At 36.5% G+C, this 22020-nt stretch carries 18 protein-coding genes and 1 pseudogene; 4 read left to right on the top strand and 15 right to left on the bottom strand.

Going from position 1 to position 22020, the window contains the following annotated elements:
* Positions 1 to 55: 55 nt before the first annotated feature.
* The 3 genes from CWR45_RS09965 to CWR45_RS09955 are packed head-to-tail and all read right to left on the bottom strand — an operon-like array spanning position 56 to position 1211.
* Positions 56 to 286, bottom strand: a complete 231-nt coding sequence (locus tag CWR45_RS09965) for a hypothetical protein (RefSeq protein WP_115749720.1) — start codon at positions 284 to 286, stop codon at positions 56 to 58.
* Entirely contained in the window at positions 273 to 728 is a 456-nt protein-coding gene (locus CWR45_RS09960; protein WP_115749719.1) for a DUF948 domain-containing protein, read from the bottom strand. Before CWR45_RS09960 ends, CWR45_RS09965 begins: the two co-directional genes overlap by 14 nt.
* A complete protein-coding gene (locus CWR45_RS09955; RefSeq protein WP_115749718.1) occupies positions 729 to 1211 on the bottom strand; it encodes a DUF948 domain-containing protein in 483 nt (160 codons plus the stop codon).
* A 151-nt stretch (positions 1212 to 1362) separates the two neighbouring features.
* Between CWR45_RS09955 and CWR45_RS09950 the strand changes: the two genes are divergently transcribed.
* The gene (locus tag CWR45_RS09950) at positions 1363 to 2217 is read left to right on the top strand and encodes a YihY/virulence factor BrkB family protein (RefSeq protein WP_115749717.1); all 855 of its coding nucleotides are present in this window, start codon (positions 1363 to 1365) and stop codon (positions 2215 to 2217) included.
* 15 nt (positions 2218 to 2232) lie between these two features.
* On the opposite strand, the gene CWR45_RS09945 is transcribed toward CWR45_RS09950, so the two are convergent.
* The 4 genes from CWR45_RS09945 to CWR45_RS09930 all read right to left on the bottom strand — a co-directional run bounded on the left by CWR45_RS09945 (position 2233) and on the right by CWR45_RS09930 (position 7600).
* Positions 2233 to 3453, bottom strand: coding sequence for an efflux RND transporter periplasmic adaptor subunit (locus CWR45_RS09945; protein WP_115749716.1), 1221 nt, complete (start codon positions 3451 to 3453; stop codon positions 2233 to 2235).
* Complete coding sequence (locus tag CWR45_RS09940; protein ID WP_115749715.1) at positions 3453 to 4127, bottom strand: hypothetical protein; 675 nt, start codon at positions 4125 to 4127, stop codon at positions 3453 to 3455. Before CWR45_RS09940 ends, CWR45_RS09945 begins: the two co-directional genes overlap by 1 nt.
* A 234-nt stretch (positions 4128 to 4361) precedes the next feature.
* The gene (locus tag CWR45_RS09935) at positions 4362 to 5747 is read right to left on the bottom strand and encodes an MFS transporter (protein WP_115749714.1); all 1386 of its coding nucleotides are present in this window, start codon (positions 5745 to 5747) and stop codon (positions 4362 to 4364) included.
* 515 nt (positions 5748 to 6262) lie between these two features.
* Positions 6263 to 7600, bottom strand: a complete 1338-nt coding sequence (locus CWR45_RS09930) for a gluconate:H+ symporter (RefSeq protein ID WP_115749713.1) — start codon at positions 7598 to 7600, stop codon at positions 6263 to 6265.
* A gap of 446 nt (positions 7601 to 8046) precedes the next feature.
* On the opposite strand from CWR45_RS09930, the gene CWR45_RS09925 reads away from it, so the two are divergent.
* Entirely contained in the window at positions 8047 to 9021 is a 975-nt protein-coding gene (locus CWR45_RS09925) for a M23 family metallopeptidase (protein WP_245975400.1), read from the top strand.
* 158 nt (positions 9022 to 9179) lie between these two features.
* Here the strand turns inward: CWR45_RS09925 and CWR45_RS09920 are convergent, their stop codons facing one another.
* Together CWR45_RS09920 and CWR45_RS09915 are read right to left on the bottom strand one after the other, a co-directional pair.
* Entirely contained in the window at positions 9180 to 10661 is a 1482-nt protein-coding gene (locus tag CWR45_RS09920) for an MFS transporter (protein WP_115749712.1), read from the bottom strand.
* A gap of 277 nt (positions 10662 to 10938) precedes the next feature.
* Entirely contained in the window at positions 10939 to 12297 is a 1359-nt protein-coding gene (locus tag CWR45_RS09915) for an MFS transporter (RefSeq protein ID WP_245975399.1), read from the bottom strand.
* 538 nt (positions 12298 to 12835) lie between these two features.
* Between CWR45_RS09915 and CWR45_RS09910 the strand changes: the two are divergent.
* Both CWR45_RS09910 and CWR45_RS09905 read left to right on the top strand, forming a co-directional pair.
* Positions 12836 to 13066: pseudogene (locus CWR45_RS09910) on the top strand (insertion element protein); the annotation flags it as partial.
* Between the two features lie 116 nt (positions 13067 to 13182).
* Positions 13183 to 13638, top strand: a complete 456-nt coding sequence (locus CWR45_RS09905) for a hypothetical protein (RefSeq protein ID WP_115749710.1) — start codon at positions 13183 to 13185, stop codon at positions 13636 to 13638.
* Positions 13639 to 13883: 245 nt separating this feature from the next.
* Here the strand turns inward: CWR45_RS09905 and CWR45_RS09900 are convergent, their stop codons facing one another.
* From CWR45_RS09900 to CWR45_RS09875, 6 genes are all read right to left on the bottom strand, one after another.
* Positions 13884 to 15056 (bottom strand): GNAT family N-acetyltransferase, encoded by a 1173-nt coding sequence (locus tag CWR45_RS09900; RefSeq protein ID WP_115749709.1) that lies wholly within the window; start codon positions 15054 to 15056, stop codon positions 13884 to 13886.
* Between the two features lie 81 nt (positions 15057 to 15137).
* Positions 15138 to 16511 carry a hypothetical protein gene (locus CWR45_RS09895; RefSeq protein WP_115749708.1) on the bottom strand — a complete coding sequence of 458 codons (1374 nt, stop codon included), beginning with the start codon at positions 16509 to 16511 and terminating at the stop codon, positions 15138 to 15140.
* 114 nt (positions 16512 to 16625) lie between these two features.
* Positions 16626 to 18101 (bottom strand): gluconokinase, encoded by a 1476-nt coding sequence (locus CWR45_RS09890; protein ID WP_115749707.1) that lies wholly within the window; start codon positions 18099 to 18101, stop codon positions 16626 to 16628.
* A gap of 86 nt (positions 18102 to 18187) precedes the next feature.
* Positions 18188 to 18958: an SDR family oxidoreductase gene (locus CWR45_RS09885; protein ID WP_115749706.1), complete on the bottom strand. Its 771-nt coding sequence runs from the start codon at positions 18956 to 18958 to the stop codon at positions 18188 to 18190.
* Positions 18959 to 19000: 42 nt separating this feature from the next.
* Entirely contained in the window at positions 19001 to 20263 is a 1263-nt protein-coding gene (locus CWR45_RS09880; RefSeq protein WP_115749705.1) for a nickel pincer cofactor-dependent isomerase, group 22, read from the bottom strand.
* Between the two features lie 562 nt (positions 20264 to 20825).
* Entirely contained in the window at positions 20826 to 21902 is a 1077-nt protein-coding gene (locus tag CWR45_RS09875) for a Gfo/Idh/MocA family protein (protein ID WP_115749704.1), read from the bottom strand.
* Positions 21903 to 22020 lie beyond the last annotated feature (118 nt).

Genomic DNA, 22020 nt, shown 5'->3' with positions numbered 1-22020 from the left:
TTAAAAAAGGATGCCCGCACTGCACCAATCAGCGGACATCCTTTTTAGCAAAATCTTATAATGTTACGGCCTGATCAACTTCCCGTTTAATTTCTTCAATCTGATCCGCGCGCTCCATGCCATCTAAATAAAACTTATGCTCTGCTTGCTTTAACCTCTCAATAATTGAAGGTTTTTCTTCCTTCAAGCGACCTGTCGCTTTATTGTCGACAAGCGCAAGTATTGCACCACCTAATAAACCTGCTAAAACGGCAGGTACTACTAGCTCTGGATTATTTGTATTCATTCGAAAAAGCTCCTTCTTCCTGTTTCGCCTGCTTACGTTTCTTCAACCAGTAGTACCCTAATGCGAAGGTACCATAAATGCCACCAAGCTTCTTCTTCTCAGTTATTTCATTTCCTTCTTCGGTTTTCGTTTTTATCGAATCCGTAACATCTACTAATGAAGAAGAGAATTTCCTCGTTACATTCCCAACATCACCTATAACATAGAATAACGGGCTTAACTGTTTTAATTTGTCATTTACGTCAACTAATGTATTGTTACTTTCATTAATCATGTTTCCCGTTTCTTTAAAGATATCGTCTAGTTGCTTCGGTAGCTGTTGTACTGTTTTATCCATTCCTTGCAGCACACCCGCTAGATTGTTTAACACATGTCCAATAAAAATAGCTAGCACAATAAATGCAATGCCTATAAGTAATACACCTATTCCAACTAATGTCATCTAGTATCCCTCATTCCCTGTATTTACTGGTACAATATCTGTCTTTTCTCGAATCATTACTTCATTTCTGCGGGTTGGTCTTTTTTTCCATTTTGAAAATACTTGAGATACAGCTTCACTCCATTTCAGCACTTCAACAATCGGTTTCAAGCTTTCCTGGAATTGTTCATTGTTTAACTTAGCCGTACTCGTTTTATATGCTTCTGTGAGCGATTGAACGGATTTTCCAACATTATCAATCGAATCAAAAATACTATCCGTTGCCTTCATCTTCTCCCCCGTATCATCTACTAGCTTCGCCGTCTCTCTGATCGAGCTACTTAATTGTGGGGTAATATATCGTAATTGTTGTTCAACTTCCTTTAAGGTTGTTCCAAGTGATTTCGTGACATCGGCCACTCGCTTTAAAACTAAAGAAATATAAATTGCTGCTATCGCAAATCCAATGGAACATAGAAGAATCGCTAAGTAAATTATTTCCATATGTAGATACCTCCCTTATGAACACGCTCTTATAGAGATATTATACCACTTGTCCCCATAAATAAAACGTTAACGTGTTTTTATTCGAGAGAAAGATTGAACAAAGTGGTTTACGGGTATAGGGATAGCAAATTACTTTGGGGGAATGAAGATGTCAACATTGAGATACTATGCTACTGGTTTGATGAGGGAGTTTAAAGAGGACAATATCACGCTCCTTGCTGCAGCACAGGCTTATTATTATCTACTGGCTGTTTTTCCATTACTTATCGTTTGTTTTGCCATTATTCCTTATTTTAATATCGATGCGGGTGAGGTAATACAGTTTATTCAATCCTTCGTACCCGGTGAGTTTGCATCGATGTTTGAAGAGAATATTGTCAGCTTTATTGAAACACCACGTGGCGGGCTCTTGACAGTCGGAATAATTGGGGCAATTTGGTCTGCATCGAACGGTGTCAATGCTTTTATTAAATCATCGAATGAAGCATATGAGGTCGAGGAAACCCGTTCCTTTATCATTGTAAGACTCATTGCCTTTGGTTTAACGCTAGGAATGATACTCGCACTCATTGTTGCAATTCTATTGCCCGTTTTCGGAAACATTATTGTAGAGTTCCTCAGTTCCTATTTAGGAATCACGAACGAGATGACATTATTACTGCAGATCGGTAGGTGGGTAATTAGTATTGTCGTATTATCTGCTTTCTTACTTTGTCTTTATCGCTTTGCGCCAAACAAGAAAATGCCGTTCAAACATATTATACCTGGAGCGGTGTCTGCTAGTATTCTTTGGCAAATATTAACCATCGGATTTTCCTTTTATGTTAGTAATTTCGGAAACTATTCTGCTACTTATGGAAGTATTGGTGGGATTATCGTTTTAATGATCTGGTTCTTCCTAACAGGGATTGTTTTGATGATCGGAGCTTCATTGAATGTTTTATACCATCAAAGGCAAATTGCAGAAGATCATGTAATATATAAAGAGGAGTCGGCACGCTAGCCAACTCCTCCATTATTATCTCGATAATATTCCTGTGATTAAACCTCTCGCCCAATCCACTTTTAGTGATTCTTTCGTGATTGGTGATGTTTTTAACGGAGTGATAAATGTTGCATCTTCACGAAATTGTCTCGTCGGTTCTTCTGCAATCCATTCACCAGTACTAATACCTGAAGTGATTTCTACCATATCATCCATATGAATACCCGTTTCAACCGGTTGTTTCACCAGTCGGCCGCCTTCTGCCATTTTCCAAACAGAATCTGTAAAAATCACATTCTGGAAAAGCGTTGTTGCTCCTAAAGCTTCTTCAATTATAATCGCTAAATCAGCATGATAACCAGGAAGCAACCCCTCAACCTCTGCAGCTTCATCAAGAGTAATGTCAAATGGGTATATACTTTCTCCTTCAATTTTTAACTTTTTAGGAGATTCGCTTACGGTTTCAACGATACCAGTCAATGCAGCTTCCTTTTCATTTAGCATTATTTCGACTGGTAAGCCTTGTTCGATTCTCACGCGTTCATTTTCTGTCAGTTCACCCACCGCATGTAAATCGGCACTTTCAATCGTAATGATTGGATCCTCAAGGGTGGTCGCAATCGACTTAATTCTTCCTTCAAATGGGCTTTCAACCGTAATCGTATCGCCCGTAGTCTGCAGTTCTGTTAACTGATTCTCAATGCTTGTCAATTCGGCATTTTTCTGTGCTAATTCTTTTTCCTTTTCGACAATGAATTGTTCCTTCAATAACGTCGCATCGACAGTGCTTTCCGGAAATTCAATTTCTAACTCTTCCTCTGTCAGTGTAAAAGAATTTGGTACTCTTGTCGTACTAATCGGAATCCGATAACGCTCCATTTCCGTAATTGCCAGTTCGATTGCTGCTGCCTCTTCTTCTAGTTTATCCTGCTCGTTCAATAAATCAGCTTCTGATTCATAATAATTATGAACCTCGTATGTATATAATGGCGTTCCCGCTGAAACAGTTTCTCCTTCGCCAATTAAGAAATCTTTGAAACTTCCTAAGTTTTTGTCGAAGTAAAGCTGCTCTTCACTAGCAGACGCTAGAACCCCTGGAGTGTAAAGCTTATCGGCTAAATCTGCATCAAAGCTCTCGCTCCATTCATTGATATACGCCGTCCGCTCGACTTTCCCTTCTTTATCCAAATAAACAAGTAGAAAATTAGCGCCAATAAATAATACGATGAGTAGTTGCATCGCTCTTTTTCGCATCAATTAAACCACCCACTTATCATATAAGAATCAGTAAAGGCAATAGCCGCAGCAAGACACCAGCTGACTAAATGCAATAAAATGACAGTTAACCATATCAGCGATTTTCTAGTTACTGACAGTTTCCCTAAATATTTTACCTGCAACCATATAATACTGAACTGAAATAATGAAATTGCCCCAAAAAAGTAAATAACCCATGGTGTTTCCGTCAGATAGGATGCAATTATTCCAAACGATAGTGGTGATACATACCAATCTAGTCCAATCAATGTTGCGAGTGGAATCCATATTACTCGTTCTACTAGCATGATTGCTAACACCATCTGTTGCATTATCATGAGCTTTTGATACGGAATATCTGTTAATAAATAAAAAAGCAAGCTTGGCAAAAATAAAATGATAACAGAAAATAGTAATCCATATGCCGCCCGACCGATTATGAACCAGAATTTACTAGATTCATATTGTGCCTCTGTTAAATTTACAGCATTCGCTGAAATTAAATTCGTACCAATTCCTAAATATGCCATCCAAGCATAAATAATCACACTACAGAGTAAGAGTAATCCACTAACTTTCCATAGGTTGTTAATCTTCTCCGCCTTCTGAATACGAAATAAATGATCATCCATGGAGAAAAAAAACTTAAATAAATTAACACGATAAGTCATCCGCTACATTCCTTTTCTCTTTCCAGTTGTTGTTACTTTCATTTTACAGTATGATTCGATAAAATTCTATGAAACTTGTGAATAATTTTCAAGTGCCTGTCACTCCCCGAATGATATCTAAATAAAGAGGACGATTATTATCCAACTTGAATAATAATCGTCCTGATAACGAATCACTTCATGATCCGAATTCGGTAGATAGATATAAAACTAGAATCCATTGCCAATCACTGATTATTTCTCTGCATCAATCTTCGCTTGTCTCTTCTCAGCTAAGTCTGCTGCAAGCTGGTTTGTGCGATTTTTCGATAATGGATATAGGAAAGTAAGTACTAAGAACACCGCGAGAAGAATTAGCCCTGGAACTAACGTTGATAACATATAAATTCCATCAAGGGTTTCTCCTGCTTGCAGTTTCGCAGTTTCATTATATCCAACAGCTGTTAACGCCACACCACCTATACCACCAGCAATTGCTTGTCCGACTTTTCGAGAAAAGGAATAAATCGAATAAACCGTACCATCTTCACGTAACCCTGTTAAATATTCATGGTAATCAATAACATCAGTTACAAATGCCCAAACGACTAAGTTAAAGAATGTATAGAAGAACATCGCAAATGCCATCAGGACAATAAACGGAATAACTGTTATGTTAGGCAGGAAGTATAGTAATAAGTAAATCGCTGCCGATAACAATATTCCAGTAGATGCCAACTCCTTCTTTCCAAACTTAGATACTAATGGTTTTACTAGTGGCATCGCAATAAATGTTACCGCTGATTGTAGCACACCCACAATACTCAGGGCTGCTGTATTACTGAAATAATCCTTAAATAGAAATACATTAACAGTACCGATCAGCATTAACCCAACCATAAAAGTTAAGGATGACAGTAGGAGAGCAATTAACGGTCTGTTCTTCACAAGACCTTTCACTGTTTTCCCCATACCTTTTGATTCTTTGTTATTTTCTGGGGCAACGACTCGTTCAGTTGACATCGTAACACATGCCATATAACAGGCAATAGACAGAACCCCGAAGATAATAGCAGCTAGTAGAAAACGACTTCCAACTGCCTGATTATCGACAAATACAATCAATGGTGTTACTGCATTTACGATGATACCTGCTAAGGCAGCACCAAGTCCACGATAACTCGATAAAGATGTACGTTCCACAGGGCTGCTAGTAATCACAGACGCCATCGAACCATAGGGGATATTTACTGTTGAATACAGTGTTCCCCAAAGAATATAAGACACGAACGCATACGCCAAATAAAATCCGTCTGACATACCTGGAATATGAACAAACATTAACACTCCAGAAATAACAAGTGGGAATGACATTCTGAAAATCCATGGTCTAAATTTCCCATTCTTTCCAGCCTTTCTCGTATCAATAAATCGCCCCCAAGTAACATCGGCAACCGCATCCCATAATCGCGCAACTGTAAATAGACCCCCAACAATAGCAGCATTAATTCCAAAAACATCTGTATAGTAAACCATTAAGAATGAACTTACTAGAATAAAGAAGAAATCGTTACCAAAATCACCAAACATATAACCGAGCTTATCCCTCATACCAAATGGGCGTGTTTTATCCATTGCCATTTCTGTTCCCCTCCAACATTTTCATGATGACTAACCATTAGTTTGTTTTCCCAATAAACTAAATATTGATATCGTATTCATTTTATTTCTTAATAAATTGCTTATTTTATACTGTCCTACATATGTTGCCAGTCATTTATATTCAGCTTCATCACATAATATGAATGTTCCTTATTTCTTAACAATATATTCTTCATTTACGATAATAAATCGTAGTATCTATATTTTGATAGCGCATTCACAAGCGAACGAAGGTGAATATCATTCGATTACCGCCAATCCCCCTATTTGATCTCTTTTTACTAGAAAGTTATCTAACAAATTCAATTAATTTGTTGGCTGAACAAATTAACTTTATCTTTATAATATTTGAAAGCGATTAATAAAGCAAGCGTTTTCTTGAAGTAATATAAATTTTTTTACATAACCCTTTCTATCATTCTACTAAATCAAAAAACAGAGCATATACAAATGATATATACTCCGTTTACACTTAAGGCTATATAGTAGCTAGTTTATATAAATAAATCGAGGGTCAAGACAACACCAAGTCCAACTACAGAAGTCGTTAAAAGGAGAAGTCCCCAAGTTTTAAACGTATCCTTAATCGTTAAACCAAAGTATTCCTTAAACAACCAGAACGATGCATCATTTACATGTGTGATTGTATTACTACCAACCGCTGTAGCAAGCACCATTAAGACAGGGCTTACATCGAATGTATCAATTAGCGGTCCGACAATCCCTGCCGCTGTTATAGCAGATACAACCCCTTGACCCGTTGCAATTCGGATCAATGCAGTAATGAACCAAGCCATAATTAATGGCGAAACACTTGTATTTTGCATCATGTTCGCAATGTAATCACCAACACCCGCTTCAAGAATTACTTCTTTAAACGCACCGCCAGAACCGACAATGAAAATAATTAACGCGATCCCCTTTAAAGCATCCCCAAAAGTATCCATTACTTGAGAAATATTACGACCAGTCCGGAGTCCAAATACATAAATCCCTATTAATACTGCTAGTAATAGACTAACTTCAGCACTTCCAAGGAAGTTTACAATTTCATGAAGGCTTGTACCTTCATCAATGAATAAATTCATAATGGTTGCTGCAGTAATCATAATTGCTGGAATCAATGGAATTAATAAGCTAATCCCAAATCGAGGCATCTCCTCATCTGTGAATTCTTTTGGTTTTTCCATTAACTCTGGAACAGGATGATCCAAGTTCCTTAATAGCCTTGGTAATATAATTCCAGCTGCAATGACTGCGGGAATAAATACAATAATACCAAAAATATATACCATTCCCATATCTGCGCCATATGCTGCAACAAGTGCAGTTGGACCTGCTTGTGGCGGGAAGATACTATGTGCTAGCGTTGTCGCAGCAACCATTGTAATTCCAAGACGTAAATATGGCACTTTCGCTTCAATCGCAATACTGATTACGAGTGGAGCTAGAATCATAAAGGCAACTTCATAAAAGACAGATATCCCAAATACAGCGCCAATAATAATTAATGCCCATTCTACTTTCTTCACTCCAAATTTCTCTAGGAGCGTTGATGCAATTCGCTGTGCAGCTCCAGAATCGACCATTAACTTACCTAGAATTGCGCCAAATCCAATAATCAGTGCCAAACTTCCGAGCGTGCTTCCGAATCCAGATTTAATCGTTTCCAAAACTTCGGTTAACTGCATTCCATTTAAAATCCCCACAAATATCGCAGAAATTAATAAAGCGATAAAACTATTAAGCTTCAATCGCATATTTAAGTATAGAAGCAGTGCTACCCCAATGACTACCGAAATAATCGGCATATTATCAATAATCCACTCCATGTTCATTCCTCCTAATTCATTAGCATGTTACCGCTCTCCTAAAAAGTTCAAAAAATTAGTATACATTCTAGTATGCGATTACATGATTTGCGATAGCGCTTTCGTTAAATTCATCGTGACCAAATCATACTTTTCCCTGTTAATCGCTCTGGATATTTTGATTTGTTTACTAAACAAACTAAATTCATACTATTATGATACAAGGAAGCGCTTTTCTTTTCAACAGCATTGTTTTAATTCTTACTGTTAAAATTAAATGAAATGTTCTGTTATTTATATACATAATTTTTGAATTGATCGTTACACCTCTATTTTTAAAACACTACACTAATGAAATAAAAACAAATTCCCATAGATAAATAAAACTAATTACCGAAACTTTCAAAGCCTTATTTCGTATTAAAGTATAATTATTGTTTCACTGAAAAACTTAGGAGGTTTTATTATTGACTTTAAGATCTATTAACCCTGAAGATTTTGGGAGCATATTTCAAAACGAAGATTTCGAAAAACTTTATCATTGTACATCTAAAGACTTTCAACAGCAAATATCTATAGAACAATTTATTGCGTTAGCAGCCCCATTTAATACAGGTGTTAAACACTATCAATTAGAATACAAATCACGTTTACAAGAACTAAATCACTATATTTGGTTAGATAATCGAAAAGAAAAGGCAATTGCCATCTCCTTCGATAAGCATCAACAAATACAGCGTCTGTATTTAAAGCCATTTATTACATATCCAGAAAGTGACAAGCGATACACTAAAAATACTTATTATATGCCAATAAAAGGTGAATGGTTTGTCTTTTGGGGCGGAGCAAATGAATTAATCAATTATCATTATATATACGAAAGCCAGCGATATGCATATGATTTAGTAAAAGAAAATGAAGGTTTATCTTACCGAAATACAAAAATTCTAAATGAAAACTTCTATGCATTTAATGAGGAAATTATAGCCCCAGCAGATGGAAAGGTTATTAAAATTATCGATGGATTTAAAGATAATATCCCTGGGGAAATGGACGCAGAAAACCCAGGTGGAAACTATGTCATAATTGAACATTCAAAGAAAGAATATAGTTTATTAGCACATTTAAAAAAGAACTCAATCCAAGTTCAAGCAGGTGATCTCGTTAAGCAGGGCCAGTGCATTGGTAAGTGTGGTAATTCTGGAAACTCTTCCGAGCCCCATTTGCATTTTCAGGTGATGGATTCTTCCGATTTTGAAAGTGGAAAATCACTTCGTATTAGATTCAAAGATGGTGTGGAGCCTATTCAAGGAGATACGATTTCAAATGTCTCGGTACATAGGGATGCAATTGATGAAAAAATCGATAAAGTGGATAACGCATTGACGATTGGTGAACTGCTTCTCTTAATTCCAAGAGCGATAGCACAATTTTTTAAATAAAAAAGGCTAATTGATACTGCATTCGGCTATATAAGAGCGTTTTCGACTTTACATTGGAAAATGCTCCTTTATTTCTAAAAAACAAAGTTAGACACAGCCCAAATAATAAAAAGAACTATACCGAATGAAATCAACCGGTATAGCCCTTACTATATTTATTATATAGCATTTTCGTCAGAGAATATAGACTTTTTTCTTCTCGCTTCCGCAATTTTATCCTGAACATCTTCCATAGTTTTTCTATCAAGCTTATAGAAGTGCATTGTGATTGCAGAAATCAATAAACACAATGCAGGTATTCCAAATGCCAGAATGAGTGTTGCGGCAAATAATGGAGTTGTTAACGTATCTGTTACAGTCGGGAAGGCATCGCCGAATCCTACTGCCGCTACAACGAAACCGACAATAATTGGTGCAAGTGATGTCACTAGTTGATCAATAAAGGAGAAGATTGTCCCAAACATACCAGCAACATAACGTCCTGATTTAGCAGTTTCATAATCTGAAACATCAGCAATCATTGGCACTACAAGCGTTGTCGGTGCACCACCAAATCCTTGTGCAAAAGTACGCAATAAAATAAACAGGATGGTTACAAAGCCGATATTTTCAAGAGAGATAACAGTCGGGTCCTTAATTAATAAGAATAACGGAATAAACGCTAAATATGACAATAAGCCTACCCATGCAGATGTAAGATATGATTTTCTAAGTCCGGTTTTTCTTGCAAGCCAAGTAACAAAGAAGGTGATAAGCAATCCAGGTATAACTGTAATTAACCCAATCGTACCACTTAGTCCATAGTTGCCAAGCAGGATACCGAAAAGCATAACAGTTACTACAGCCTCTCTGCCAAGAGAGTTTCCTAATTTATCCATCGAAGCTGATATTGTAAGCAACTGCAGCTGACGATTTCCCTTGATAACTTTCCAATAATCGCGGAAAGATTTTGTCTCAACTGTATCTTCGCCCAACCCATAAAATTCTTTTCTATCTTTACTTGATATGCCGATGACAGCAAGGATAGTGAATATTGTTGAAAGTATCATAACGGTAGCAACCAATTCAATGAATAAACCCAATGTAAAGTCGCCATATTTTCCTATCAAATAATTCGCAACATAAAACTGACCAACAGTGAAAACGAAAATATTATATACGCCATCAAATGCCATATAAAGCGGACGCTGTTTCGGATCATTTGTTAAAACCGTTTGTCCAGCTTTTGTAGCAGAGGTTTGTAGTGAATAGCCAATTTTATGAACGACTAATGCAAATACAATAAATATTAACCGAAAACCATCTGGCAATAAATGTGTTGCAAAAATCATTAAAATTGAAATAGCTGTAATAATATTTCCACTTATAATTATAGGTCTAAATTTACCGAATTTGGTCTCTGTCTTATCGATAATATAACCTATCGCCGGATCAATTAACCCATCAAATAACCTTGCAGCCCCCAAAAGCGTACTAACTAATACAACTGCTAATCCAGCAATGCCAGCTGCATAATAAGATAAGAAGCCTATCAAAAATAAGTAAATATTTGTTGCGGTGTTATTCAATGTAAAAAATGCGATTTGCCATAATTTTGATCGATTATACTTCAACCCACTATCCAATACTGTACTTGACATATAATTATCCCCCTCCGATTAATCAACCGCTTTCATTTTACTGATTATTTTTTAAAAAAACTGTGTATTTCTTTCTCTTTTGATCTTCTGCCCAGATCAATATGAAGCTAGTTTGAAAGTTTGTTTTGCAAACCAACTAACTATAATCTTATAATAAATGTAAGCGCTTAATATAGCAATACTTTTTTTAAAAAATTTTTAATTAAAAATCAAACACCTCTTTACTACTAGACGATAGTAAAGAGGCGTTTCAATTGATTCAATCGAGTAATCTCTATTATTTTTCCATTTCTCTCTTTTCCGCTAAATCAGCTGAGAGTTTGCTAACACGCTGTTTAGTCAATGGATATAAGAATACTAGAATTAAGAATACTGCTAAAAAGGTAATTGCTGGTATAAGTGTTGCTAGATTATATATGCCATCAAGGGTCGCCTGGGTTTGTACTGTAAGAGCAGAATCATAACCTACCGCAGTTATTGCCACACCGCCTATTGCCCCAGCGATTGCTTGACCGACTTTACGTGCGAAAGAGTAAATTGAATAAACTGTTCCATCCTCGCGTAACCCTGTGATCAGCTCATGATAATCGATAACATCCGTTACAAACGCCCAAACTACGAGATTGAAGAATGAAAATCCGAACATACCAAATGCTGCGATAATGATGAATTGGGTCGTTGTTACGCTTGGTAATAAATATAAAATGCCATAACTAACAGTGGAAAGCAGGATCCCTGCTGATACTGTTTCTTTTTTACCAAAGCGAGAAACTAATGGTTTCACAAATGGCATTGCCACAATCATTGCTACGGTTTGAATCACGCCAATAATACTTAACGCTGCCGTATTACTAAAGTAATCTTTAAACAAAAACACATTTACAGTACCAATCAACAATATACTTACCATGAAAAGAAGTGATGCTAGCAAAATAGCAATCAATGGTTTGTTTTTTACAAGCCCTTTAACTGTTGAGCGTAGGCTAACTTTCTCACTATCATTCACTTGCGCAACAATTCGTTCTGTTGTTAAGCCTACACAAGCCATATAACATGCTAGCGCAAGAATCCCAAAGATAATTGCTGCTGTTAAGAAACCACCTGCATCAGCCTCATTATTTTTAAATACGATTAATGGTGTAACTGCGTTTACAATGATACCTGCTAACGCAGCTCCCAAACCACGATAAGAAGATAATGCTGTACGTTCTACTGAATTTCCAGTGATAACGGAAGCCATCGATCCGTATGGAATATTGACGGTACTATAAAGCGTTCCCCAAAGAATGTACGTTACAAATGCATATGCTAAATAAAAACCATCCGGCATTCCTGGAATATATACGAACATCAATACACCAGAGAAAACAAGCGGGAAGGACATCCGGAATATCCATGGTCTGAATTTCCCGTGTTTTCCAGATTTTCTCGTGTCAATAAATCTGCCCCATACAACGTCAGCGACTGCATCCCATAATCGTGCAACTGCGAATAGTCCCCCAACAACTGCAGCATTAATTCCAAAAATATCTGTATAATATACCATTAAGAATGAACTTGCCAGCATAAAGAAGAAATCGTTTCCAAAATCACCAAATAAATAACCAAGTTTATCACGCATACCAAATGGACGCATCATGTTCCCCCCTAAGATGATAACATTACTAATACGCTTTCATTTTATAATGCTTACACTATCTTTCCGCTTATACTACGTCGCAATTTTCTTTTTCATTTCACCTTCTATGTTAATTAACCGTTATCATTTAATGGATTTTTTACACAAACTTGCTAGTATTTAATTCTCATAAAATTATTAGAATATATTGTTTGTTTAGTAAACAAACTAAATTTATAATTTTATTTTATATGTAAGCGCAACAAAAATCAAGTATTTTCGACATTTTTTTAAGCACTGTATGATTTTACTTATAATTTGCAGCAAAAAAGGCTGACTTTTTAAATAAATAGTTCAGTTTTTGTGGAGAAACATTCAAAATAGCATAGTAATTAGAGGACTAAATCGCACACTGATTTAGTCCTTTATTTTTGTCTATATATCGGTATTTTATGTTAAAATATAGGTAAAATAGCAATTGAAATCGCATACCAAATAGCAGAGTGACAATAACTATTCTCAAGGCGAAAATTAGGTTGCTAAATTAGCTGCTAATTACTATGCTAAATTTGAAAGACCCTTGATGACCGCAAGAGGCGATGGTAAGAGCTATATTTATGCTAACTTCAATCCAAAGTATGTTCAATACGCTTTAACCATTCTTAGAACCTTTTATAACTTCTGCGAAACCTATAAATCCGCCGATGGGAAAGAACTCACTCCCGCACAAAGATTAGGTTCAACCGATAAAGTCTTTGATTTGAAAGATATTATTTATCTTAGATAGTTCGCTATTTTTAATATAAAAATAGGAAAATGATATGTTTAGGTTAAAACAAATTTATAGATTGTTAAAAATTGTATAGTATTAAATAGGCAGAAAATGTATGGAGGTGAGATTATTTGAAAAGATTTTGTACCTTTCTTTTGGGATTGTTTTTTGTCGTTTCATTAGCAGGATGCTTTGGAGAAGAATATGATTTTTCTCCCCCTACGGCTTCACTTACAAATCCTGATGATATTAGCCAAGAAGAAAAATTAGCAGAAGCAAACATAGATTGGACTTATGATGAAAAATACAACGAGGAAACAGATGATATTCTATCATTAGCAAAAAAGCAAAACAAAATGTACTTTAATTCTAGACAACGAGTTCAATTCAACCTTGAAGATGGACATTTTGACGCAAAAGATGTAAAAATTTCGCTTTGGCAAGATGAAAACAAAATTGATTTAGCGATTGATAATGCTGGTCAATATTTCAATTTACCGAAGGAAAAAGGCGAGTATATGATTGTGTTAGACCTCCCTACGGATAAAGGAACTGCTCAATATGTAGGGAGTATCGTCATTCAGTAATATAAAGGTTAAATGGCAATTAAAATGAAAAACGCTTGGATTTACCAAGCGTTTTTTTGTGTTAAAAATGATGCTAATTTGAAGACGATATATGCTGTTATTTAATGCTGAAAATCTACTGTTATTTTAAATTTTCTCCACATTATCTGAACTGCTTACTTTTTAAAGTTAGCCTTTTTTTAATAGTGACCTTATTTGGTATTAACTTTATAGAAATCCAATTCATTATACCGTTCCGAAAACTCCTAAAAGAAATCTGTGAGCAAAGTTTGCCGCTTTGGTATTAGATGATCGAATTGCTCGATATCCTTATGTGCCCCTTGGATTAGAACTAGCTCATACAGATCCAGCGGTCGTTTGTAACCTAAAAGCATTTGTGCCAGATGCTGGACAGAGCAATGAATTCCATCCTCTTCTTCCACCTGTAATTGCTGGCATTGAATCTCTGTATCTGTACCAATCTTGGTTAATTGATAGGTGCCACTATTTTCTTCCAAGAAGGAATCGACAACGTGCATATTAATTTCCTTATCGGTTCCGGCTTCTAAAAAAGGATACATTTTCAGAAAAGCCAAAACATCGACAATCCGCATCATAAAGTAAGGAATAATTTTTTGTTCAAATCTAGGTTCATCTAAGAATAACGGCAAATGGTCATTCTCAGGAACTGTCATTCGAACTTCTTTTGCCATTGAATCGTGATTAGCGATAAATTCCAATAGCTGCTTCCAGCCATCAATTGTTTCATATGCCATTTCATCCAGAGTAAAAATATCTTCTTTCACATGGTATATCAAATATCCTACTGCCACGTCCTCTTGATTATATGCAACAGCAATTTGCGCTTTTTCATTTAATACACACTGTTTCCACCATTTTTCATCTCGAATCAAAACTCCGTTATAGTTTTCCGCGAAGTTTGCATAAATACGATATAAAGTCTTATCTGTTACAGAAACCCTTCGTACATATCCAGCTGTATTCCATTTTCTTTTTAAGCTTTCAATTGGGACTGTGTATTTCTTATTGTTAAAACATACTTCCCAGCCAAAATTCCGGTAAAAAGGAACTGAAAATGGATGGAGATAGGATACGACTTGTCCATTCTTTTTCATTTCCTTCAGCGAATGTAAGAGAAGCTTTTTCACCATTCCGCTTCGGCGGTATTCTGGCCATGTTGCAACTCCAGCCACACCGCCCATGTCAAAGGTTTTGCCATTAATTAGTACAGATAGTGGAATGACATGGACTTTCGCTGCCAGCTTATCTTCTGCCATCCACCCCCAGATAATATGCCTCTCAGCCTCTTCCTTCTTTTTAATTATTGCTTCATCTGATAACTCAAATTGAAAAGCGAATTGTGATAAAGCAAAAACCTCATCATAATCTGTTTTGCTCAGCTGTTTAATTTTCTGCAATAGTAACTCCCCCAGTTCTCTATTTAATTACCTTTATATTACTAAAGATCTGCTTGAAGATGAAAATGTTCAATTCTCCTTTTATAACAGTAAATAAGCAATCACAGAGCCAATTCCGCCAAAAACTAGAGCATATGGTAAATTTCTTAAAGAAATATCATATGGATTCTGTCCTGTGTTCATTGTGGTAATCTGGACAATCAATCCATAACTGCCTACAGTTACTGTTGAAACTGAACTGGTTACGAGCACTATCGCTACGCTTAGTGGATTTACAAAATCGAGCAGCATCATAACAACACCACTTAATATCCCCATCGTTGCGATTGGATGAATACCTAATAAGCTCATTGCAATAAAAATGAGTTGAATCATAAAGAAGATTAGTAATGGGTAGTCTGAGAAAATAATGATTGGCTGCTGAATAAAATCCAGAAACGCCGTCTCATTAATACCAGTCGCAAAAAAAGCTAATGAAATAAATAGCACGATAAAGTTTTGCATTGTGTTGGTTGATGCCTTCCAAGTGTTCCAGCCTAAAGTCCAAAAGCTGCGAATTCTCTTCATTATTAGAGCCCAAGTAAATGAAAACGGCAGGATAAGAATCGTTACTGTAAATATAAAGTCTAAGTTTAAGAGCGTACCGAAAAAAATAACAAGCATTAGAAACAGTGCAAGCGCAACCAATAGATGAAGTAATTTTTTTACTAATGCTTTACGATCAATATCGCCCTTTTCGTTTGAGATACTATTTTCATATGTATACTTTCTAAAATACAGCCTTCCCCAAAGAGAATCGAGTAAAAACGTAATGATTACAATAAGAAGCAGCCATGGTAACAGCAAGACATAGTCAACACCAGTATGAAAAATGGTTAACGCAACTAATATTTCCAATGGACTCCATAAAAGTGCCATTGTATGACCTCTTAATGTTGCTGTACTAATAAAAGCATTGCGAACCTCTTTTTTTAGTTTTCTTAAAGTATTGCTCAATACATCCTGAGAAATTGTCACAGCTGATAAATTTAAAAAGGATGCCAACGTAAGTGTTGTGAAAGAACTGCGTGGATACAGTTTTCCTAAATCCGATGCATCGGCGTTCAATAATTGATTTAAACTCTTATCAAATCTTCCGCTTTTTACTACACTATTCATCCATGGGAGCATTGCAAGCAGCGTCAAGAGCGACATGTTAGACGTTAAAAATATAGGTATCTTCCAAAAATCCTGCCCAGAGGTTAAGAAGGCAATGCCTCCTATCGAAAGAAATATAATACCTAGTATTTTAAATAACCGTGAAGCTCCTTGAATTGATACAACGAGCATAATAACTGCTAAGAGACCTATGATATAGTTTAATATCTCACTCTCTAAAAATACATTTATGATGTGAAGGATAAATACAAAAGAATAGTAGATATAAAGATAACGAAAAATAGGATGTTGTTTCATGTCTTTCCCCCCTGCAGAATAATTCAATCGTATCATGAAAAAAGAAACGAACCAATTAAATATCGGTTTCGCTTCTCTTAAAGTCTCTCCCCTAAAGAGCAATAAATTTCTAGCTTAATTGAAATACACTGCTAAATCCTTCGCCAGCTTTTCATATTTCTCGTATACTTGCAAATACAATTCATGGTTTTCCATATTTGGATGGGTCACTTTTTCAGCTGGAAGATTTTCTTTTATCGCTTCGAAGGTCTCAGCTTTGCCAATCCCAACTAGAGCTGTCCATGCCGCACCCCATGCTGCATTATGATGTGTATCTGAGATATAAATATCTTGTCCAAATACATCGGCCATAATTTGTACCCAAAGCTGGGACTTCGATAGACCACCATTAACACTAATCTTCTTAGGCTTGCCGGCAATCTTCTCTAATGATTTGCCAATTTGATATATATTAAACGTGATTCCTTCTAAAACAGCACGAGCTAGATGATCCTTCTGATGCCCAATACTTAAGCCATAGAAGTTACCTTTTGCACGTCCGTTCCAAAGTGGCGCCCGTTCCCCGTTTACATAAGGCAAGAAAATAATTCCTTCTGAACCAACCTCTATTGTCTTCGCACCTGCGAGTAATTCATCATGTGACCCGTTAAATCCAATTAAGTCTTTAAACCACTGCAAAGCTATCCCACCGTTATTTGTTGGACCACCAATGATTGATGTATCATCTGAAAATGCATACGTAAATGTTTCCATTTTTTCATTTACAGGTGCACCTTCAATAAATTGACGAATGGCACCACTTGTACCAACAGATACATTTACTTCTCCTGGTGAGATTGCTCCACTGCCAAGGTTCGCTAATTGACCGTCTGCAGCACCTATTACGAAAGGAAGTTCAGTTGATATGCCAATTTCCTTCGCAACTGCTTCGTCAATATTCGTCAATATCTCTGTTGGGGGAACAATTTCCGATAGTTGTTCCTTTGTAATACCTGCAATAGCTAATGTTTCCGCGTCCCAATCGAGGTTCTTAACATTTAGTAATCCTGTTGCAGAAGCCATCGAGTAATCAACAACACGTTTACCAAACCATTTTTGTAGCAAGTACTCCTTCATTGACATGAAGTACGCGGCTTTTTGATACGGTTCATAATTGGTTTCTTTCATCCAAATTAATTTTAGTAGTGGTGACATCGGGTGGATTGGTGTACCAGTACGAGAGAAAATATCCAATCCTTCATTTTTTAAAAGCTCTTCCGCTTGCTCACTGCTTCTCGCATCTGACCAAATAAGCATTTGTGACAGTGGTTCGTTTTGTTCGTCCATGCAAATAATCGAATGCATCGCACAGGAAATTCCGACGGTTAATAATTCATCTGCTTCTGCCTTTGCATTATTAATTACTTCTTTCATTACTTTTACAGATGCTTTTTCCACTTCCTTAGGATCCTGTTCTGTCCAGTCAGGATTAGGATAATTTGTTGTTACCATTTCTTCTGCCTCTGCAATTAAATTCCCCGTTAAATCGAATATTACCGCTTTGACACTTGTTGTACCAATATCAAGTCCGATTGCAAATTCTCTACCCATAGCTACCTCTTCCTTTGTCACGATTCTTTAGAAAAGGCTTTGGAGCTTACCCCAAAGCCTTTCATATCATTTATTATTATACTACCTTAGATTGTCATACTTCCATATCCACCATCTACACGTACGAACGTTCCAGTAACGAAACCAGATGCTTTATCTGAAGCAAGGTAAATTGCTGCACCTTGTAATTCTTCTGGCTCACCGAAGCGTTCCATTGGTGTATGTTTCATGATAGATTCAATTCTTGCATCATCAAGGATTTTACGGTTTTGCTCTGCAGGGAAGAATCCTGGAATAATCCCATTCACTCGAATACCATGTGGAGCAAATTCTTTAGCTAAATATTGTGTTACACTGTTCACGCCTGCTTTAGATGCAGAATACGTAAATACTCTTGATAATGGTGGGTTAGAAGAAACAGAAGAAATATTAATAATGCTTCCTTTTCTTTCTTGTTCAATCATGCGTTTTGCAAAAATTTGTGTTGAGAATACTAGCCCTTTTAAGTTAACATCCATGATGTCATCCCATTCGTCTGTTTCTAATTCCAAGAATGGTGTAGAACTGTTTTTACCAGGTGCATTTAGAACGATATCCCATCCGCCTGCCCATGCTTCAATCTCTTTTGCAACACGCTCAACTGATGGAAGATCACTTACGTCTGCTTGGAATGATTTAGCTTCGCCACCAGCGTCAATGATTTCTTTCGTTACTACTTCCGCTTTTTCTAAATTACGACCAACAATCGCAACTTTTGCTCCCTGTCCTGCAAGTCCTTTTGCCATTGAAGCTCCTAATGTACTGTTTCCACCAATTGCAACTGCTACTTTACCAGTTAGATCGAATAAATTTGTCATTGATAATTCCCCCTATTGATATATTTACTATTCATAAATGATTTAGAATAAGTTTCCTTTATCATCAAAACCGAATGCATATGGTTCAGAGATTTGTTCGATATTCGCGTGTTCTTTTACATAATCAAGGTACGATTCTGAAACCTCAATTTCACTTACTTCAAGTGTGTTTTTAATTCGAACAACCTTCGCCTTTGTGAAATCTAAAATATTACATGTCTTGATTGCTGCTTGAATTGCTTGTTTATCTGTCGGTAATGTTGTGGAAATATGTGTTGGTCCTACAACAGTAGATGTTAGGCCATTCGCATACGTTGCTTCACGGTCCATTTTGTCTACAAGCCGCCCGGTTGTGAAATCTGCTGTTCCAACTCCATTTGCATTACCTTCCGTTTGTGGTGTTAAATCAAGAACAACCATTTTCGTTACATCGGGTCCACCATGTGCATATGGTGTTGGATATCTTCCCGTAATATTCGGGTCCATTCCATCTCCACTAATGTTTTTACCAATTTGATCAATCACAAGTACGTCAATTTGGTCGAATAAAAGCTTCGGTAATAAGTCTTTTGCTAGCTTCAGTAATTCTGTTTCTTTTTCTTCTACTTCTTCTGGTTTAAGTACTTCAATTCTAGCCACTTTGTCAAACGCATTTTCTACCGTAGCGACACCAAACAAGATTGGCATTTTCTCCATCGCTAATTTAGCCATTGCTGGAACATGTTCTGCCATATGTTTAAATCCTAATTGATGGCAAGCTTCTGCTCCTTTTTGTTTCCCTAAACCAATACTGATCATCTTCATAATTCCACTTTCCACATGACCACGGAAGGCCGTATGTGGTTTAACGCGGTTAATAACGACGATTCCATCTGCTTCAGAAGCCAATTTATCAATATAAACTGGCAGGCCATTCGGTAATTCACCAAGCTTGATTACTTCCATTGACGAGCGAATTTCTGCGCCAACACTTTCTTCTGACACTCCAAGATGCTCAAGAACCGCCTTCTGTCCTGGACCAGTTGCTCCTCCGTGACTGCCCATACTTGGTACGATGAATGGTTTCGCACCTAAGTCTTTCAGGAATTGAACCGTGATTGCTGTAATCTCAACGATTCGATCGACTCCCCTGCTTCCAACAGCAATTGCAATCTCCATTCCAGGCTCTACTGTATCCTTTACCTTTTCTAGCTCGGCCTTCAAAGTACCACTAACATCTTCTACTTGCGATTTGTCGAAGGTTTGCTTTACCTTTACCATTTTAGGAACAGGAATGTCCTTCAATAATTCTTGTAGAATGCCCATAGCTTCTGCCACTCCTTTTTTATGAATACATTTCTCTTACTTATCTCACTCTATTATTTGTATATTTCCCTACGAAAAGATAGTTTAGACTTTCATTAAGCTAAAACTTTCTTTATACGCTTGTATATTCTAATCTTCTTTAGAAAACTTGGTTGTCACAAAGCTTTTGGGTGAAAACCAAGTTGCACTAATCTAATTTAGAAAGAAGATTGTTTTACTTTCTTAGCTACTAAAGTAAAGAATACGATTTCACTAATGCTTTTTATTGGTAAATCTTTTAATTTGTTTAATAAACAAATTAATAATTTAAGATTATCATCTGAACTTCACTCCGTCAAGAGAAAGCGTTATCTTTTTTGAAAAATATATATGTTTTAAAGGAAATAATTATTGGAATGGCAAACGTGGCATTAGGATTTTTAGAAAATTAGGGATTAACCAAGCCTTTCGGTGACGGCCTTAGTTGAACTTATGTAGTAAGATAGCTTTTATACTTTCTACCAAGATACAAACATTTTTCCCTGAAATGATACCCTAACCATTTCAAGGACAGTATGTTTTATTATTTTGTTACTACAACTGCTTCATCTTGCGCTTTTAAGCATAGCTCTGCTGCTTTAAATGCATGTTCTTGCGTCATTGCATTTTCTGTACGATTGATACAATCTTTAATCAGTTCACCAAAGAATGGGAAGCCTACCTCACCAGATAGAGAATAATGCTTCTCGCCATCCTTATTAACTAAATAAAGATGATCTCCTGATTCCTCACGCGCTACATCCACATATTTGCGAATTTCAATCGTTCCTTCAGTTCCCGTAATAAACGTACGACCATCGCCCCAAGTACTCAGTCCGTCTGGTGTGAACCAATCAACTTTGAAGAAGAATGTCGCACCATTTTCACCAACTAATGTTGCATCACCATAATCCTCTAATTCTGGATACTCTGGATTATTATAGTTTCCTACTTTACTATGTAACAGCTTTGCATTTTCATTTCCAGTAAAGTATAAAAACTGCTCAATTTGGTGACTACCAATATCACATAAAATACCGCCATATTGTTCCTTGTTGAAGAACCAATCTGGTCTAGTATCTGCGTTTAAACGATGCGGACCAAATCCTGTTACTTGGATGACACCACCAATCGCTCCGTCTTTAATTAATTGTCCAGCAAATACTGCACCTTCTACATGGAGTCTTTCACTGAAATATACCATGTATTTCTGTCCAGTACGCTCTACTACCTGCTTTGTCTCCTCTAATTGAGCAAGTGTTGTAAAAGGAGTTTTATCTGTGAAATAATCTTTACCAGCTTCCATTACTTTATTGCCAAGTGCGCTTCTTTCGGATGGGATTGCTGCTGCTGCAACTAATTTAATAGCGTCATCGTTTAAGATTTGTTCCAATGATTCAGCAACCTCTACACCTGGGAATTGTTCGACAAAGGCTTTGACCTTTTCTGGATCTGGATCATATACCCATTTTAATGTTGCGCCAGCTTCGACTAGTCCATTGCACATTCCATTAATATGGCCATGGTCCAGTGCTGCTGCTGCAATCTGGAATTCTCCTTCTTTAACAACTGGATTTGGCTTCCCTTTTGGAGCATAGTTCATTCCGTCTTTATTGCTCATTTTATCAACTCTCCTTGATTGTTATTTTTACATGGAAATAGAAACCGGCTTCTGACCGATTTCTATCAAATTGCAGTTTTCCTTCATTCATACCTTATCGATTGCTGTAATTTATATT

The sequence above is a fragment of the Oceanobacillus chungangensis genome (genome assembly GCF_003369565.1).
In the GTDB taxonomy this organism is placed as follows: Bacteria; Bacillota; Bacilli; order Bacillales; family Amphibacillaceae; genus Oceanobacillus; species Oceanobacillus chungangensis.
The sequence above is the reverse complement of the archived record's forward strand: the minus strand, read 5'-3'. Positions and strand labels throughout refer to the sequence as shown.